We start from the raw sequence: 15,779 nt of genomic DNA, 5'->3' as shown, positions 1-15,779 counted from the left end.
AAGGAGATCCTATGGCAGATTATGGTTCAAATAATGATAGGGGCTATACCCTACTTTTACGAGTGGAAGAAACAGGAACTTCAACGGCTAATAATACATCTACTGTCCGAGTCCAACTTTGGCTAAAGAATGGTTATACGACCTTTGGGATGTATGACTGTAGGGCAAGTGTGTCTATCAATGGCCAGACGCTTTCTTGGTCAGGGCGACCAGATATGTATACTGCTCATAGTTCTCTTCACTTGATTGATAAGACCATCACTGTGTCACATGATTCGAATGGGTCAAAAACCATCAGTTTTTCAGCGACCTTCACTGGGTCTGGTGGCTGGTCGCCTGGCACCTTGAATACAGGTTCACAAACGCTACGTTTAAGTGATATTCCACGGTCATCGAGTGCTACAGTTTCTGGGAATATGATGGGGAAAGTCGTAACCATTACGATTAAGCGCGCTAGTAGTGATTTTACCCATAATATCACATGGCATTTTGGATCTCTAAGTGGCACCATTGGAACAGGCATTGCGACCTCTGTAACTTGGACGCCATCAATATCGCAATTAGCAACTCAAATTCCAAATAACACCTCAGGTAACGGTCATTTAACGCTAGCTACTATCTATGGTGATAAGACAATAGGTTCTATGACAATTCCCATTACCCTCAACCTACCGACGTCAGTTGTTCCAACCTTGGGTAGTATTTCTGTTTCAGAATCCCATGCCACTGCAAAAACGATTTTAACTAGTACAAGTTTTGCCCAGTTAGTGTCTAACCCTAAAGTGACTTTTAATCAAGGAGCGGGTGTTTACGGATCGATCATTCCTTCAACGGGTTATCGTGCAGAGGTCTTTAAATTTGAGAATAATCAGTGGGTTCAACTGCCTAATGTGGTAACGAGTAATAACGGTCTTTTGGGAGGTATCAACTGGATTGGTCGCGCTAAGGTCTCTGCCTATGTGACTGATTCGAGAGGGCGACAAAGTGCTCGAAAAGAAGTGGAGATAACCCTATTAGAGTATTTCAAACCTATCTTTTCATTTTCAGCAGTTCGTGCCGGTTCTAGTATGAATCAGGTGACGGTCACACGAAAGCTTAAGATTGCCCCTCTAACCATCAATAGTGTTCAAAAGAATAAGGCAACCTTGACATGGGAAGTGGTTGATTTGGCAAGTGGCCAGAAGGTCACAAACGCTGGTGGTGCGGCCAACTGGACGTCAACCACGGAACACACAAAGACGGATTTCCAAGCTATTTTAGGGGGCACCTACGATACGACAAAATCCTACAACATTATTGGAAAGCTCGCAGACCTCTTTTATGCCACGACCTTTGAATTTACCGTTGGTCCAGAGAAGGTCGTCTACGGCTTAAGTCCATCTGGTATGGGGATAGGCAAAGCGTGGACAAGAGGGGTACTTGATGTGGATGGGAGTTTACCTGCTTATTTTGACGGTGAGATTTATATGAAGAATAAGAAACTTCTTGATATCTTTTACCCAGTCGGTGTGATTTACGAGTCGACGTCAAGTACCAGTCCAGCTACCATTATGGGTGGGACTTGGGAGAGGTTTGGCAATGGCAGGGTCTTAGTTGGCGTATCTGAGAATGAAAGTGAGTTTAAGAGCGTTAATAAATCAGGCGGTAGTAAAACACATACCTTGACGGTTGATGAAATGCCGTCTCACTCGCACGCTCAGTATGTATCTGCCAATAATGGCAATCAGGCTATTCGACGAGACTACTCTTCAGATGGGAACTCTAGTCTTTACCCTCAAGGGAATAACACAGGAAATACTGGTGGCAACAAGCCACACAACAACTTACAACCTTACGTCACGGTTTACCGTTGGCGTAGGACAGCATAAGAAAGGAAAGTGTCATTATGAAAGAATTACTGGCAACAAACAAAGTTCTCTTCTCAGCGATTGGAGGGCTTATCGGTTCGATTTTTGGAGAAGTTGATGGCTTTTTCTTCGCTTTGATGATTTTTATTGCCATCGATTACATCACAGGTCTTATGGCAGCAGCAGTTGAGAAAAGGCTTGCTAGCAATATTGGATTTAAGGGTATCTTCAAAAAGATAGCCATTCTCTTTTTGGTATCTGTGGGACACCTCATTGATACTGAAATCATCAAGCAGGGTGGAGCGATTCGCACCATGGTGATTTTCTTTTACTTGAGTAATGAAGGCTTGAGTATTTTGGAAAATGCGGTGCGGATTGGTTTACCTATCCCTGAGAAACTGCAAGCACTCTTAAAACAATTCAACGAAAAAGAAGGAGACTAACATGGGAAAACATCTAGTGATTTGTGGACATGGGCAAGGACGCACTACCTATGATCCAGGAGCAGTGAATAGTAAACGTGGCATCACAGAAGCCGGAAAGGTTCGTGAGTTGGCTAGACTCATGTCCAAGTACAGCGGCAAAAACATCGATTATATCACAGACCAAAATGTTTATGATTATAAGTCACTGGCAATCCTTGGTAAGGGCTATGACTCTGTTACCGAGCTTCATTTCAATGCCTTTAATGGCACTGCACGAGGAACGGAAGTCCTCATTCAATCTTCTTTGACGGCTGATAAGGAGGATTTGGCTATTCTATCTGTCCTTAGCCGTCATTTCCAAAACCGTGGGATTAAGAAAGTGGATTGGCTCTATAATGCCAACGAAGCTAAGAACCGTGGGTACACTTACCGCTTGGTGGAGATTGCCTTTATTGATAACGAAGAGGACATGACTATCTTTGAAAATAAGAAGGAAGAACTGGCCAAAGGTCTCGTCTCTGCTATTACCCAAGAGGAGGTGAAGACAGTTGTCTCTGCCACCCCCAGTAAGCAAGGAGGACAGCCCCATGCTTCTACCAGCCCTGTTTATCACGTTGGGGATAGTGTTCGTGTGCTTGGTCATGCGACTCATTACCAAACGGGTCAAGCGATGGCAAGTTGGGTCAAAGGTCGCACCTACAAAATCCTCCAAGTCAAAGCCGTAAACCAATCTCGTAGTAAGAGAGCCTACTTACTTGAAGGGATTACATCTTGGGTACTGGAACAGGATGTGGAAGGAACCAGCCTTGGTCATTCAGAACAGACCTATACGGCTCAAAAGGGAGATAGCTATTGGCGAATTGCACGAAAATCTGGGACAACGGTTGATGGTCTTTTAGCCTTGAATGGTTTGAAGAAAACCGATGTCTTAAAGATTGGTCAAACCTTGAAAGTCCATAAGGCGACGAGTTCCATCAAAGCAGTAGCAACAAGTCTTGCCCAACGCGCGGTTGCTTCAGCACTGTCTAAAGTTGGTCAGAAAGTGACTGTTCCTACCAACCCTTATGGTGGACAATGCGTCAGTCTGGTGGATAAGATTGTGCAGGAGTTGACCGACAAGGACATGGCATACACCAATGCCATCGATTGTTTAACCAAGGCGAAAGCTAACGGCTTTACAGTCATTAAGGACGCTTGGGGCGTTAACCCTAAAGCTGGTGACTTCTATGTTATTAAGACAGACAGTCATCCTTATGGTCACATCGGCATTTGTATCACAGATTCAGATGGTACAAGCATTGATGGGGTTGAGCAGAATGTCGATGGCTACTCTGACCACAACAAGAACGGTATCAATGACCAACTGGAAATTGGTGGTGGCGGTATTACCCGTCGAGTGAAGCGTGTCTGGATGGCAGATGGCTCACTTTATGATGCGACTGGCACCGTCAAACTTGGAAAAGTTATCGGTTGGTTCAGATTAGGATAAAAGATTTTAAGCCTGGTGGAGACATTAGGCTTTTTCTTTTTGCTTTTTTTCTTCAAAAGTTGGACTAAATCCTCACCATCTTCCCCTAGTAGGTAGAAGGAGGAAAGTCATGACCCCAGAACAAAAAGCAGCTATTCGTTATTTACGAGAACATGGACTTGGTTATAAAGCCATTGGCGTAAAGCTCAGTCTATCGTCTAACACCATAAAGTCATTTTGTCGTCGTGAGGTGATTGAGGCTGGTGAGAAAACAGATGAGCTTTTACCAGATTATTGTCATGCTTGTGGTCGTGTTTTGACGCATATAGACGGTAAGAAAAAGAAACGCTTTTGTGGAACACCCTGCCGTCAAACATGGTGGAACAGCCATTTGGAGGAAGTCAATCGACAGGCCTATACCGAGCATGTCTGTTTGGCTTGTGGGGGTGAGTTTACCTCCTACGCTAATCCTAAGAGAAAATATTGTAGTCGTAAGTGCTATGTGACTGCTAGATTTGGAGACAAGAAATGACAGAACAAGACTTTCAACAAGAACTTACCTACCAACTGACTATGGCACAGGCAAAGCAGCTCCTGTCCCAGGGTCTGATTTCTGAAGCCATCTTCCAAGAATTTAAGGCAAAAATGCTCGAAAAATATGAGCCTTTTATGAGCCAATTAGTGGCCTAAAGACTTGATAAATAAGGGCTTTAGAGTGATATATAATAGCGAAAGGAGATGTATCAATGAAACAAATCAAAACGATACAAGCCCAGAAGGTAACTGCCATTAAAAGGTTAAAGGTGGCCGCATACACTAGGGTTTCGCATACGAGTTTACTCCAGTCCTTATCCAATCAAGTCAGCCACTACAGCCAATTGATACAGGCAAATCCTGAATGGGACTATGTGGGAGTTTACAGCGATTCAGCCATTAGTGGTCGCAGTCAAGCTTATAGACGAGACTTTCAACAGTTACTTGAAGATTGTCGTAAGGGTAAGATTGACCTTATCTTAACCAAGTCTATTTCACGCTTTGGGCGAAATACGGTGGAGCTTTTGGAAACTGTTCGTGAGCTGAAGCGACTTGGTATCAGTGTTCGCTTTGAAAAGGAGAAGATTGACACCCTAACCGCTGAAGGGGAGTTGCTTTTAACCCTGCTTGCCTCCATGGCTCAAGAAGAATCACAGTCTATCAGTCAAAACATCAGATGGCGAGTGAAGAAACGCTTTGAAGAAGGGAAACCTTATATTCCTCAAGACATCTTTGGCTATCGGTGGAATGGCGACGAGTATGTGATTGAACCCCATGAAGCCTCTATTGTCAGGCAGGTCTTCGAATGGTATATGGAAGGACTTTCAGCCCCTAAAATAGCTAAAAGGCTTGATGATAGGGGTGAGCGAACAAGGCTAGGGAATCGCTTCACTAAACGAGTCATCTATAACATGTTTGATCAAGAAGCCTACTGTGGACGACTGATTTTACAGAAGACCTTTCGAGATCAATTTGGCAGTCGCTCCATTCTAAATGATGGGCAGATGGCGAAGTATATCGTTGAGAATGCCCATGAAGCTATTGTGACACCGGAGTATTTCCAACTGGTCAATCAAGAGAAAAAGCGTCGTGCTAGGAGGAGAGTCTCAAAGCATGATGCCCTAGCAAAGTTACAAGGCAAAGTGTATTGTGAGCACTGCGGTTTAGACATGGTTCTGACTTTGGAGACCAAATTTAATCAGGAAAAGCGAGTGAGGTATTATTGCAGGACAAGAGATGCCAAAGGTGTTGAGACTTGTTTAGGACGTACCGTTACAGAAGAACAGCTCTTTCAAGCTTTTGGTGAGAGCATAAATACAGAAGACATTCACCATATTTCTTTTAATAGCGTGACCAATGAAGCTAAAGCGATCTATAGAAATGGAGAAGAAAAACACGTCATCATTCAGAAAGGACGGTAGACATGAAAAAAGTTATCACGATAGAACCAGCCAAACAAGTCACCCATAAGGTTGAACTTCCCAGATTTACCAAACGACGAGTGGCAGGCTATGCCAGGGTGTCAACTGACCATGAAGACCAAACAACTTCTTATGAAGCACAGATGACATACTACACAGACTACATCAACAGTCGCTCGGATTGGGAATTTGTCAAGATGTATTCCGATGAAGGGATTTCTGGAACAAACACCAAAAAGAGACTTGGCTTTCAAGAAATGGTGGAAGATGCCCTTGACGGAAAGATAGACCTTATTTTAACCAAGTCAGTCAGTAGATTTGCCAGAAACACGGTAGACTCCCTCTCAACGGTTCGCAAGCTCAAGGAAGCAGGCGTTGAAATCTATTTTGAAAAGGAGAACATTTGGACCTTTGATTCCAAAGGGGAGCTTCTGATTACCATCATGTCGAGTCTTGCCCAAGAAGAGAGCCGTTCCATTTCAGAAAACGTGACTTGGGGTAGACGACGCCAGTTGGCTGAAGGGCAAGTGACCTTTTCCTACAGCCAAGTTCTAGGCTTCAAGAAAAGTGACACGGGTGGTTTTGAAATTGACCACGAAGAAGCTAAAATCGTTAGGTATATTTTTCATCAAGTTTTATTGGGAAACAACCCCAACAAAATTGCAAGAGAGTTGACTGCCCAAGGGATTCCAACGCCACAAGGGAAAAGGCAGTGGAGCTATGGCACGGTCAAGCGTATGCTTCGGAATGAAAAATACAAAGGGGATGCCCTCCTTCAGAAAAGTTTTACAACGGACTTCTTGACAAAAAGCACTAAACTCAATGAAGGGGAACTTCCACAGTATTATGTGGAGAACAACCATGAAGCCATTATCAAACGTGAAGTCTTTGATTTGGTTCAGGTTGAATTGGATAAGCTGGAAAGGAAACGGCAAACCAGCAACATTTTCACAGGACGACTATTCTGCGGTGATTGTGGGTCAGCTTTTGGCAGTAAGGTGTGGCACTCTACCAGCAAGTACAAACGCACTATCTACCAGTGCAATGCCAAGTACAAGGGTGAGCATAAATGTCAGACACCTCATGTGACGGAGGAAGAGATTAAAGGTTGGTTCCTATCAGCTATCAATCAACTCCTCAGTAACCGAGATGAGATTATCGCTAATACGGAACTCTTGATTGACATGGCAAAAGACACTTCGTCACTTGAAGCTAGGCTTGATGACTTGGAGCATCATCTTGAAACCATACGACAAGACATCGAGGACTTGGTCGATAGGAATGCAAGGAAAGCTCAGAATCAAGACCTCTACCAAGAACAGTACAATACCTTGGTAACAGCCTATCAAGAAAAACAGAAAGAGTTGCAGGAAACTAGGTCAGTCTTGGAAGAGCAGAAAAGTAAGCAGCTCAGTCTTGATGGTTTTATCCAAAATTTTAAAGAGCAGGATGACCTCATCACAGACTTCAACCAAGAACTCTGGCAGACCAGCGTTGAGCGATTGGATATCAAAGAAGACAAGAAAATTTTCCTAACCTTTAAAAATGGCTTACGGATTGATTTATAGCAGATTAGGCGTGTCAATTTTGAGGTTTCTATGGTATAATGAGAGAAGTTGTAGTAGAATGTGAGTTGCACAATCCACTTGGGTTTTGCACCCCCTTGAAAGGGAAATGGTTAGATTGTATGATTAAATTGATAGCAACAGATATGGATGGAACTTTTCTACGCTCAGATAAAACTTATGATAAAGCACGGTTTTCTTCTTTATTAACGTTGATGGAGAAGTATGATATTAAATTTGTAGCTGCTAGTGGTAATTTATACGATCAATTGTTGTTAAACTTTTTGGAATACCCTAATCGTATCGCCTACGTCGCTGAAAATGGTGGTCGTGTCATTGACCAAGATGGCACATTACTAAAAGAAACTTATTTATCTAATGATACAGTTGCAGCTGTTTTATCCTATTTATATCAGAACTATCCTGAGACACTCATCAGCTTATCTGGTGAAAAACGTTCATACCTTGAGCGAAGAACTCCTATTAATAGGCGGACTGAATTAGAATACTATATGCCTAATTTTATCTATAAAGACCATTTGCTGCCCTTAGATGATGACCGATATTTTCAAATGACACTTTGGGTAAATGAAAATCTTGTTTCTGAGATGTTGTTAGATATTAGTGAACACTTTAAAAATCATCATATCAGATTGACCTCTAGTGGTTTTGGTTGTATCGATGTCTTACCAGCTGATGTCAATAAAGCGGATGGTATCGCTATTCTCCTTGAAAAGTGGGGATTGAAACAGGATCAAGTGATGGTTTTTGGTGATGGGGGCAATGATGTGGAAATGTTGAGAGCAGCAAATATTTCTTACGCTATGTCAAATGCGCCAGAAGAAATTAAAGCTATTGCTAAATATCAAACAGTTAGTAACGATCAAGATGGTGTGTTAGAAACGATAGAGAACTTTCTTCACAAGATGAGTGATAATGAATAGAACCACGTAGCTTTTCACGAAGCATACTATTCAATTCTCAGGTGAAATTTTGTTATAATACAAGAAAGCCTAGAGAAATATTTAAGAATGAAGGAGAACGATGTTAGAAGTTATTGACAAAGCTTTAAGAGATTATCAAATGAAACGAGAACAGTTTTTTGAGATTAACAATCAGACAGTACAAGAAGGTGCCATTGTTTTCACAGGAGATTCTATCGTTGAGTTTTTTCCTTTAAAAAAACATTTAGGACGTGACTATCCTTTAGTTAATAGAGGAGTAGCAGGATCAGATTCTTATTGGCTTTTAGAAAACTTGAGAACCCAAGTATGGGAACTATTACCATCCAAAGTATTTATTTTAATTGGAACAAATGATATTGGTTTAGGGCATTCACAGTCAGAAATCATAGCTAATATCACGGATATAATTGCAGAAATTCGTGCGGAATCTTATATGACAGAGATTAATATACTGAGTGTTTTACCTGTTAGTGAAGAAGATGACTATATAGAGCGTGTCAAGGTAAGAAATAATCAAGCAATAAAAGCTTTAAACAAAACCTTATCAGTAATTTCTGGCATTAATTATATTGAATTGTATGATTTATTAGTTGACGAAAAAGGTCAGCTTGCTAGCAGTTTTACAAAAGATGGTTTGCACCTAACAGATCAAGCCTATGCTAAAATTTCTGAAACGATAAAACTCCACCTTTAAAAGTGTTTAGATACTATTTTTAAGTATTTAAATACACAGAATTAGTGAAAAGACCTTCTAAGTAGAAAGTTCATGTCACGGATAGTACCAGTATTTGGCGAATCAATGTCAGTAACTGGTCTTTTTTAATATTATGATAAGAAAAAACAAGAGGGGTAAATGATGGTAAAACAAGTATTTCCAAAAGGTTTTTTATGGGGCGGGGCAACTGCTGCCAATCAATGTGAAGGAGCTTACAATGTTGATGGACGTGGCCTAGCAAATGTAGATGTTGTTCCTACTGGAGAAGATCGATTTGCAATTATTTCAGGACAAAAGAAAATGTTTGATTTTGAGGAAGGATACTTTTATCCAGCAAAAGAATCAATAGATTTTTATCACCATTATAAAGAAGACCTTGCATTACTTGCAGAAATGGGTTTCAAAACCTATCGTATGTCAATAGCATGGACGCGTATTTTTCCAAAGGGTGATGAGCTATATCCAAATGAAGCTGGTCTTCGGTTTTATGAAAATATTTTTAAAGAGTGTCGTAAGTATGGTATTGAACCTTTGGTAACCATCACACATTTTGACTGTCCTATCTACCTTATTAAACATTACGGTGGGTGGCGGAGCCATAAAATGATTGGTTTTTATGAGCGCCTTGTACGAGCTTTATTTACTCGTTTTAAGGGGTTAGTTAAATATTGGTTGACCTTTAACGAAATCAATATGATTTTACACGCTCCTTTTATGGGCGCTGGCTTATATTTTGAAGATGGTGAAAATCAAGAGCAAATTAAATATCAAGCAGCTCACCATGAGTTAGTGGCTTCGGCTATTGCAGTAAAAATTGCTCATGAAGTTGATCCAAATAGTCAAATCGGATGTATGTTAGCTGCAGGTCAATACTATCCAAATACGTGTCATCCACAAGATTATTGGGCTTCGATGCAAAAAAATAGAGAAAATTATTTTTTTATTGATGTGCAAGCGCGTGGCAAATACCCTAATTATGCTAAAAAATATTTTGAGCATTTAGGTATTTCAATTCAAATGACAGCAGAAGATCTTGCTTTGTTAAGAGACTATACGGTTGATTTTATTTCATTTTCTTACTATTCAAGCCGAGTAGCTTCAGGTAATCCAACTGTCAGTGAACAGGTTCAAGAAAATATTTTCGCATCTCTTAAGAATCCTTACTTGAAATCTTCTGAATGGGGATGGCAAATTGATCCGCTTGGATTACGCATTACCTTAAATGCTATCTGGGATCGTTATCAAAAACCGATGTTTATTGTTGAAAATGGACTTGGAGCAGTAGATATTCCTGATGAGAATGGTTACGTAGAAGATGATTATCGTATTGATTACCTCCGTCAGCACATTGCTGCAATGAGAGATGCTATATATGTAGATGGTGTTAATCTAATTGGCTATACTACATGGGGATGTATTGATTTAGTATCTGCAGGAACTGGTGAAATGGAAAAACGCTATGGTTTCATTTATGTTGATCGCAATAATAAAGGAGAGGGAACACTCAAGCGTTACAAGAAAAAATCGTTTTATTGGTACAAGAAGGTTATTGCAAGTAATGGCAGTCAAATAGAATAAAGAGCAGACTAATAACTGTTAACTCTCTTTTTCTCATTCATAAAATAGTGTATAATAATTGAAAGAAATTAAGATTAATAAGGAGATTTCATGAAATTTGAAAAACGGCAGGTCTATTATGTTGTCATAACATTTGCTATTTGCTATGCTATACAGGCTTATTGGGGAGCTGTTTCTAATATTTTAACTACGCTTCATAAGGCAATATTTCCTTTTTTGATGGGAGCTGGAATTGCCTATATTATTAATATTGTAATGTCAGTCTATGAGCGATTATATATAAAGCTTTTTAAAGGATCTAGACTATTAATGGCAATCAAGCGTAGTGTTTCTATGATTTTATCCTATGCAACTTTTATTGGTTTAATTGTCTGGCTATTTTCAATTGTCATTCCAGATTTGATTTCTAGTTTGAGTTCTTTATTGGTTATTGATACCGGAGCACTTGCTAAATTGGTTAATAATCTCAATGAAAATAAACAAATTTCTGAGGCTTTAAATTATATGGGAACAGATAAAGACTTAGTTTCTACTTTAAGTGGTTATAGCCAGCAGATTTTGAAGCAAGTTTTATCTGTTTTAACAAATTTACTAACCTCAGTTTCCTCTATTGCGGCAACACTTCTGAATGTTTTTGTTAGTTTTATTTTTTCAATTTACGTTTTGGCAAACAAGGAGCAGTTGGGACGTCAATTTAATTTGTTAATTGATACCTATTTAGGTTCAACAGGCAAAACATTCCATTACGTTCGTCATATCCTTCATCAACGTTTCCATGGTTTTTTTGTAAGCCAAACTTTAGAAGCTATGATTTTAGGAAGTTTGACGGTTATTGGTATGTTGATCTTCCAATTTCCTTATGCTTTAACAGTTGGGGTTTTAGTTGCTTTTACAGCTCTAATACCGGTTGTGGGAGCCTACATTGGTGTTACAATCGGTTTCATCTTAATTGCTACTGAATCGCTTACTGAAGCATTCTTGTTTGTTCTTTTCTTGATCCTTTTACAACAATTTGAGGGAAATGTCATTTATCCGAAAGTTGTCGGTGGATCGATTGGACTGCCTTCTATGTGGGTTTTAATGGCTATTACTATCGGAGGTGCTTTATGGGGGATCTTAGGCATGTTACTTGCTGTTCCTGTTGCAGCTACTATCTATCAGATTGTAAAAGATCATATTATCAAGCGACAAACGCTTAGAAATCGTGCACGAACCTATCGTTAAATAAAAAATACTTAGATTTTTCATCTAAGTATTTTTTATTGATTTAAAACATGAGTTTTTGATTAGTTTACGAATATTATGACTGGAGGTGTTTTATGTACCATATTGAATTAAAAAAGGAAGCTTTACTACCAAGAGAACGCCTAGTTGATTTAGGCGCAGATAGATTGAGTAATCAGGAGTTATTAGCCATTCTCTTACGTACAGGTATTAAAGAAAAACCTGTTCTTGAAATTTCAACGCAAATTTTAGAAAACATAAGCAGTTTAGCAGATTTTGGTCAATTATCCTTACAGGAGTTGCAATCCATTAAAGGAATCGGTCAGGTTAAATCCGTCGAAATAAAAGCTATGCTAGAACTAGCAAAACGGATTCACAAAGCTGAATATGATCGTAAAGAGCAAATTTTAAGTAGTGAACAATTAGCGAGGAAAATGATGCTCGAATTAGGGGATAAAAAACAAGAACATTTAGTAGCTATTTATATGGATACACAAAATCGTATTATCGAACAGAGAACTATTTTTATTGGTACTGTACGTCGTTCAGTAGCAGAGCCAAGAGAAATTCTACATTATGCTTGTAAAAACATGGCAACTTCTTTGATTATTATACATAATCATCCCTCAGGTTCTCCAAATCCCAGTGAAAGTGATTTAAGTTTCACTAAAAAAATAAAACGATCATGTGATCATCTGGGAATTGTCTGCCTAGATCACATCATCGTTGGAAAAAATAAATATTATAGTTTTCGAGAAGAAGCAGATATTTTATAAATAATGAACTATTTATCGCTGCTGGTTCATGAAATAAAGTAAAGTTTGTAATTCGCTTGTTAAATCTACATACTGAACAATGATATCTTTTGGTAATGTTAAATGAACTGGAGAAAAACTCAAGATGCCTTTTATACCTGCTTTGACTAAGATGTCAGCAACTTCTTGGGCTTCTGTACTAGGTACTGTTAGGATAGCAGTTTCAATATCACTATCTATTAAATGGTCATTGATAGTCGAAATACCGTAGACAGGAATTCCATCCTCGGTTGTTTTACCAACTAAATCATTGCTATCTAAATCAAAAGCCATTGAAATTTGCATTTTATTGCGATCGTGGAAACGATAATGCAAGAGAGCTCTACCGATATTTCCACACCCCACCAGCATAACATTTGTTGTAGAATGATCGTTCAATATTTCTGCAAAGAAGTTCATAAGTTTTTTGACATCATAACCAAAACCACGGCGTCCTAGTTCACCAAAATAAGAAAAATCACGTCGAACAGTAGCAGAATCGATACCTAGGGCATCTGCAATTTGTTTGGAACTAGCTTTTTCGATGCCATCAGTATTAAAACGTTTAAAAATACGGTAGTACAGTGATAAACGTTTAGCAGTTGCTTTAGGAATAGACTTATCCATAATCACAAAATTATCTCCTTGTTAAAAATTTTATTATTCGATTTAGAATCAGTTATATAACTTAATTCTTCACATCTCTATTGTACAAAAAGATTGTGAAAGTGACAACAAAATGGTTCGCAAAAAGACCACTAAAATGTTAAAAATAGTGGTCGGTAAATTATTTTGCAGTTTTCGTAAAGATATTACGCTCAACGAGGCTGTCCATTAAGAAATAAAATTTGTCTTGAAGAATTTTATGATCGGTAGATTTAAAGATATTTACTATTCTAAGGCCAGATTTATCAGTAATTAAGAGCTTAAAACCAGAAAGTTCTTTATTGATTGTAATCTTTAGAGGAAAGCCATCGCCAGAATTAGGTACTGTTTCTAGGAGACGCTCTAATTCATAATTACCTAAGCGATTTTGAGTGAATGTAGTATCGCGTAAGGTATATTTTTTAATGTTCGGGCTGATAGTGTAAATGTAATTGCAGTCTGGAAGATTTATTTCTTTTTCAAATGCCATATTAATCTCCTATAATTTTTCTTAAGGTTTTAGCTAATTCAAGAATTTCTTCTTGGGTATTTAGTTCTGAAAAACTAATACGTATTGATTCATTTAGACGTGGTGAGTTGGCTCCATACAAGCTTGTTAAGACATGACTAGGTTCGACTGTTCCTGCAGTACATGCAGAACCTGTTGAAACTGCGAATCCAGCTAAATCTAACTGTGTCAATAACAAGCCATTATTCTGTCTAGGAAAACCTATATTAAGTACATGAGGTAAGCAGTCTTGACCGTTATTAAGATAGAAGTCAAGGTCTGAAATAGCATCTAAAAAGGTCGTTCTCAGCTGACTAATGTGAGTCCAATTTTTAAGGGTGTTAGTCGTAGCATCAGTAAGAGCTTGAGACATTCCAGCAATACCAATTATATTTTCAGTTGAAGCACGCCTTTTTTCCTCTTGGTCTCCACCATGAAGTAGACTATCAAAGTGATGGGGAGCACAGTAAAGTATCCCAACACCTTTTGGACCGTGAAATTTATGGGCAGAAGCAGCTAAAAAGTCAATTCCTAAAGAATGAGGATCAAGTTCCATTTTGCTAAAGACTTGAACGGCATCAACGTGAAAAACAGCTTGGTGGTTCCTGAGAAGCTGACCAATCTCTTGAATTGGTAAAAAGTCCCCGGTTTCATTATTAGCAAACATGAGAGATACCATAATAGTATCATCTCGTAAAGCTTCTTGAACGTCTTTTGCAGTAATTTGTCCATGGTTTGGTTTTAAGTAAGTAATATCAAAACCAAATCGCTCTGATAAGTAAGTCATAGTATGTAGGACTGAATGATGTTCAATTTCAGAGGTAATAATATGTTTACCTTTTAGCTGATTTGCAAGAGCATACCCTTTGATAGCTGTATTGTTGCTCTCAGTTCCCCCAGAAGTGAAAATAATTTCACGTGAATTAACATTTAGATATTCAGCAATAATTTGTCGACATTCACGTAAAAGTTGATTTGCTTGACGCCCAAAGGTATGTATACTAGATGGATTACCATAGTTACTTGTCATGACATTGGTCATTTTCTCAATAACAGATGGGGTTAGAGCGGTAGTAGCAGCATTGTCTAAATAAATCATCAATTAATCCTTCTTATCTGAACGATATGAAAATAATGGACTTAAAGGTTTTCTTTCATGGATACGGATAATAGCGTCTGCAATGAGATGGCTAGCGGTCAGATATTTAATATTGCTAGGAATACGCTCTTTAGATAAAACAGAGTCTGTTACGATAATTTCTCTAATTGGTGCAGACTCTAAAATATCAGCTGCGCCGCCAGCAAAAAGCCCATGACTAGCAACAGCATAAATCTCAGTTGCTCCACCACGTTCTAAAATTTTTGCAGCTTCGGCAAAGGTTTTTCCTGTATTTAAAATATCATCAATAATAATAGCTTTCTTACCTTCTACCTCACCAATAATATAGCCTTCTTCACGTTCAGAATCATCTTGTGCATAATCAATGATAGCAATTGGAGAGTCAAGGTATTCTGCCAAACTACGAGCACGCTTGATTCCAGAATTTTTAGGACTAACAACGACGACATCTTCACCAGAGAGACCGAGTTGATTATAGTGTTCAGCAAATAGTGGGACAGTAAAAAGATTGTCAACTGGGATATCGAAGAACCCTTGTACTTGCACTGCATGTAAGTCGAGGGTAAGAACTCGATCAACTCCAGCTTTAACTAACATATTAGCGACCAATTTTGCAGTAATAGGTTCACGAGATGCAGCGATGCGGTCCTGACGAGAGTATCCAAAATAAGGGACTACGATGTTAACAGTATTAGCACTTGCACGTTTGCAAGCGTCAATCATAATGAGTAATTCCCAGAGATTATCATTGACTGGGAAGCTTGTAGATTGGATGATATAGATATCGTCACCGCGCACCGTTTCCTCAATATTAATCATAATTTCGCCATCAGAGAATTGACGTGATGACATCTTACCCAAAGGAATTCCTGAAGCTTGGGAAATTTTTTCAGCAATTTCTCTATTAGCGGTTAATGAGAAAAGTTTGATTTGTTTATCGGCGTATTGTTCTGCCATGAGATAGATGACT

16 protein-coding genes are annotated in these 15,779 nt (G+C 38.9%); 12 read left to right on the top strand and 4 right to left on the bottom strand.

The features are described 5' to 3' along the window. The first annotated feature begins 11 nt into the window (after positions 1 to 11). From A6J68_RS07030 to radC, 12 genes are all read left to right on the top strand, one after another. On the top strand, positions 12 to 1,868 hold the full coding sequence (locus A6J68_RS07030; RefSeq protein WP_017646698.1) for a DUF859 family phage minor structural protein: 1,857 nt from the start codon (positions 12 to 14) through the stop codon (positions 1,866 to 1,868). Positions 1,869 to 1,885: 17 nt separating this feature from the next. Continuing rightward, positions 1,886 to 2,290: a holin family protein gene (locus A6J68_RS07025; RefSeq protein WP_017646699.1), complete on the top strand. Its 405-nt coding sequence runs from the start codon at positions 1,886 to 1,888 to the stop codon at positions 2,288 to 2,290. A gap of 1 nt (position 2,291) precedes the next feature. After that, positions 2,292 to 3,761: an N-acetylmuramoyl-L-alanine amidase gene (locus A6J68_RS07020; protein ID WP_017646700.1), complete on the top strand. Its 1,470-nt coding sequence runs from the start codon at positions 2,292 to 2,294 to the stop codon at positions 3,759 to 3,761. Positions 3,762 to 3,870: 109 nt separating this feature from the next. Then, positions 3,871 to 4,272: a DNA-directed RNA polymerase sigma-70 factor gene (locus A6J68_RS07015; protein WP_017646701.1), complete on the top strand. Its 402-nt coding sequence runs from the start codon at positions 3,871 to 3,873 to the stop codon at positions 4,270 to 4,272. Further along, positions 4,269 to 4,430, top strand: coding sequence for an SHOCT domain-containing protein (locus A6J68_RS11510; protein WP_017643178.1), 162 nt, complete (start codon positions 4,269 to 4,271; stop codon positions 4,428 to 4,430). Before A6J68_RS07015 ends, A6J68_RS11510 begins: the two co-directional genes overlap by 4 nt. Positions 4,431 to 4,486: 56 nt before the next feature. Continuing rightward, a complete protein-coding gene (locus tag A6J68_RS07010; RefSeq protein ID WP_017646702.1) occupies positions 4,487 to 5,695 on the top strand; it encodes a recombinase family protein in 1,209 nt (402 codons plus the stop codon). A gap of 2 nt (positions 5,696 to 5,697) precedes the next feature. Then, entirely contained in the window at positions 5,698 to 7,263 is a 1,566-nt protein-coding gene (locus A6J68_RS07005; RefSeq protein ID WP_017646703.1) for a recombinase family protein, read from the top strand. A 119-nt stretch (positions 7,264 to 7,382) separates the two neighbouring features. Continuing rightward, positions 7,383 to 8,204: a Cof-type HAD-IIB family hydrolase gene (locus A6J68_RS07000; RefSeq protein WP_000593347.1), complete on the top strand. Its 822-nt coding sequence runs from the start codon at positions 7,383 to 7,385 to the stop codon at positions 8,202 to 8,204. A 100-nt stretch (positions 8,205 to 8,304) separates the two neighbouring features. Continuing rightward, on the top strand, positions 8,305 to 8,919 hold the full coding sequence (locus tag A6J68_RS06995; RefSeq protein ID WP_000895125.1) for an SGNH/GDSL hydrolase family protein: 615 nt from the start codon (positions 8,305 to 8,307) through the stop codon (positions 8,917 to 8,919). Between the two features lie 159 nt (positions 8,920 to 9,078). Further along, complete coding sequence (locus A6J68_RS06990) at positions 9,079 to 10,518, top strand: 6-phospho-beta-glucosidase (RefSeq protein WP_000989484.1); 1,440 nt, start codon at positions 9,079 to 9,081, stop codon at positions 10,516 to 10,518. A 90-nt stretch (positions 10,519 to 10,608) separates the two neighbouring features. Continuing rightward, positions 10,609 to 11,742 carry an AI-2E family transporter gene (locus tag A6J68_RS06985; RefSeq protein ID WP_000667240.1) on the top strand — a complete coding sequence of 378 codons (1,134 nt, stop codon included), beginning with the start codon at positions 10,609 to 10,611 and terminating at the stop codon, positions 11,740 to 11,742. A gap of 95 nt (positions 11,743 to 11,837) precedes the next feature. Beyond that, complete coding sequence (gene radC, locus A6J68_RS06980; RefSeq protein ID WP_000274752.1) at positions 11,838 to 12,518, top strand: RadC family protein; 681 nt, start codon at positions 11,838 to 11,840, stop codon at positions 12,516 to 12,518. 12 nt (positions 12,519 to 12,530) lie between these two features. Here the strand turns inward: radC and A6J68_RS06975 are convergent, their stop codons facing one another. The 4 genes from A6J68_RS06975 to A6J68_RS06960 form a co-directional block, all read right to left on the bottom strand. Further along, positions 12,531 to 13,169: a redox-sensing transcriptional repressor Rex gene (locus A6J68_RS06975; protein WP_000605176.1), complete on the bottom strand. Its 639-nt coding sequence runs from the start codon at positions 13,167 to 13,169 to the stop codon at positions 12,531 to 12,533. A 154-nt stretch (positions 13,170 to 13,323) separates the two neighbouring features. Next, positions 13,324 to 13,671 carry a DUF1831 domain-containing protein gene (locus tag A6J68_RS06970; protein WP_000863502.1) on the bottom strand — a complete coding sequence of 116 codons (348 nt, stop codon included), beginning with the start codon at positions 13,669 to 13,671 and terminating at the stop codon, positions 13,324 to 13,326. A 1-nt stretch (position 13,672) separates the two neighbouring features. Then, a complete protein-coding gene (locus A6J68_RS06965) occupies positions 13,673 to 14,788 on the bottom strand; it encodes a cysteine desulfurase family protein (RefSeq protein ID WP_000639603.1) in 1,116 nt (371 codons plus the stop codon). Between the two features lie 3 nt (positions 14,789 to 14,791). Beyond that, entirely contained in the window at positions 14,792 to 15,766 is a 975-nt protein-coding gene (locus A6J68_RS06960; protein WP_000840698.1) for a ribose-phosphate diphosphokinase, read from the bottom strand. Positions 15,767 to 15,779: the final 13 nt, after the last annotated feature.

Source organism: Streptococcus sp. 'group B' (genome assembly GCF_002073795.1).
GTDB lineage: Bacteria > Bacillota > Bacilli > Lactobacillales > Streptococcaceae > Streptococcus > Streptococcus agalactiae.
This window is presented reverse-complemented; position numbering and strand designations above follow the sequence as displayed.

Bases quoted from the DNA above. Each gene is read 5' to 3' on its own strand.
- A6J68_RS07030 (WP_017646698.1), top strand. From the start codon at position 12: ATGGCAGATTATGGTTCAAATAATGATAGGGGCTATACCCTACTTTTA.
- A6J68_RS07025 (WP_017646699.1), top strand. From the start codon at position 1,886: ATGAAAGAATTACTGGCAACAAACAAAGTTCTCTTCTCAGCGATTGGA.
- A6J68_RS07020 (WP_017646700.1), top strand. From the start codon at position 2,292: ATGGGAAAACATCTAGTGATTTGTGGACATGGGCAAGGACGCACTACC.
- A6J68_RS07015 (WP_017646701.1), top strand. From the start codon at position 3,871: ATGACCCCAGAACAAAAAGCAGCTATTCGTTATTTACGAGAACATGGA.
- A6J68_RS11510 (WP_017643178.1), top strand. From the start codon at position 4,269: ATGACAGAACAAGACTTTCAACAAGAACTTACCTACCAACTGACTATG.
- A6J68_RS07010 (WP_017646702.1), top strand. From the start codon at position 4,487: ATGAAACAAATCAAAACGATACAAGCCCAGAAGGTAACTGCCATTAAA.
- A6J68_RS07005 (WP_017646703.1), top strand. From the start codon at position 5,698: ATGAAAAAAGTTATCACGATAGAACCAGCCAAACAAGTCACCCATAAG.
- A6J68_RS07000 (WP_000593347.1), top strand. From the start codon at position 7,383: ATGATTAAATTGATAGCAACAGATATGGATGGAACTTTTCTACGCTCA.
- A6J68_RS06995 (WP_000895125.1), top strand. From the start codon at position 8,305: ATGTTAGAAGTTATTGACAAAGCTTTAAGAGATTATCAAATGAAACGA.
- A6J68_RS06990 (WP_000989484.1), top strand. From the start codon at position 9,079: ATGATGGTAAAACAAGTATTTCCAAAAGGTTTTTTATGGGGCGGGGCA.
- A6J68_RS06985 (WP_000667240.1), top strand. From the start codon at position 10,609: ATGAAATTTGAAAAACGGCAGGTCTATTATGTTGTCATAACATTTGCT.
- radC (WP_000274752.1), top strand. From the start codon at position 11,838: ATGTACCATATTGAATTAAAAAAGGAAGCTTTACTACCAAGAGAACGC.
- A6J68_RS06970 (WP_000863502.1), bottom strand. From the start codon at position 13,671: ATGGCATTTGAAAAAGAAATAAATCTTCCAGACTGCAATTACATTTAC.
- A6J68_RS06965 (WP_000639603.1), bottom strand. From the start codon at position 14,788: ATGATTTATTTAGACAATGCTGCTACTACCGCTCTAACCCCATCTGTT.
- A6J68_RS06960 (WP_000840698.1), bottom strand. From the start codon at position 15,766: ATGGCAGAACAATACGCCGATAAACAAATCAAACTTTTCTCATTAACC.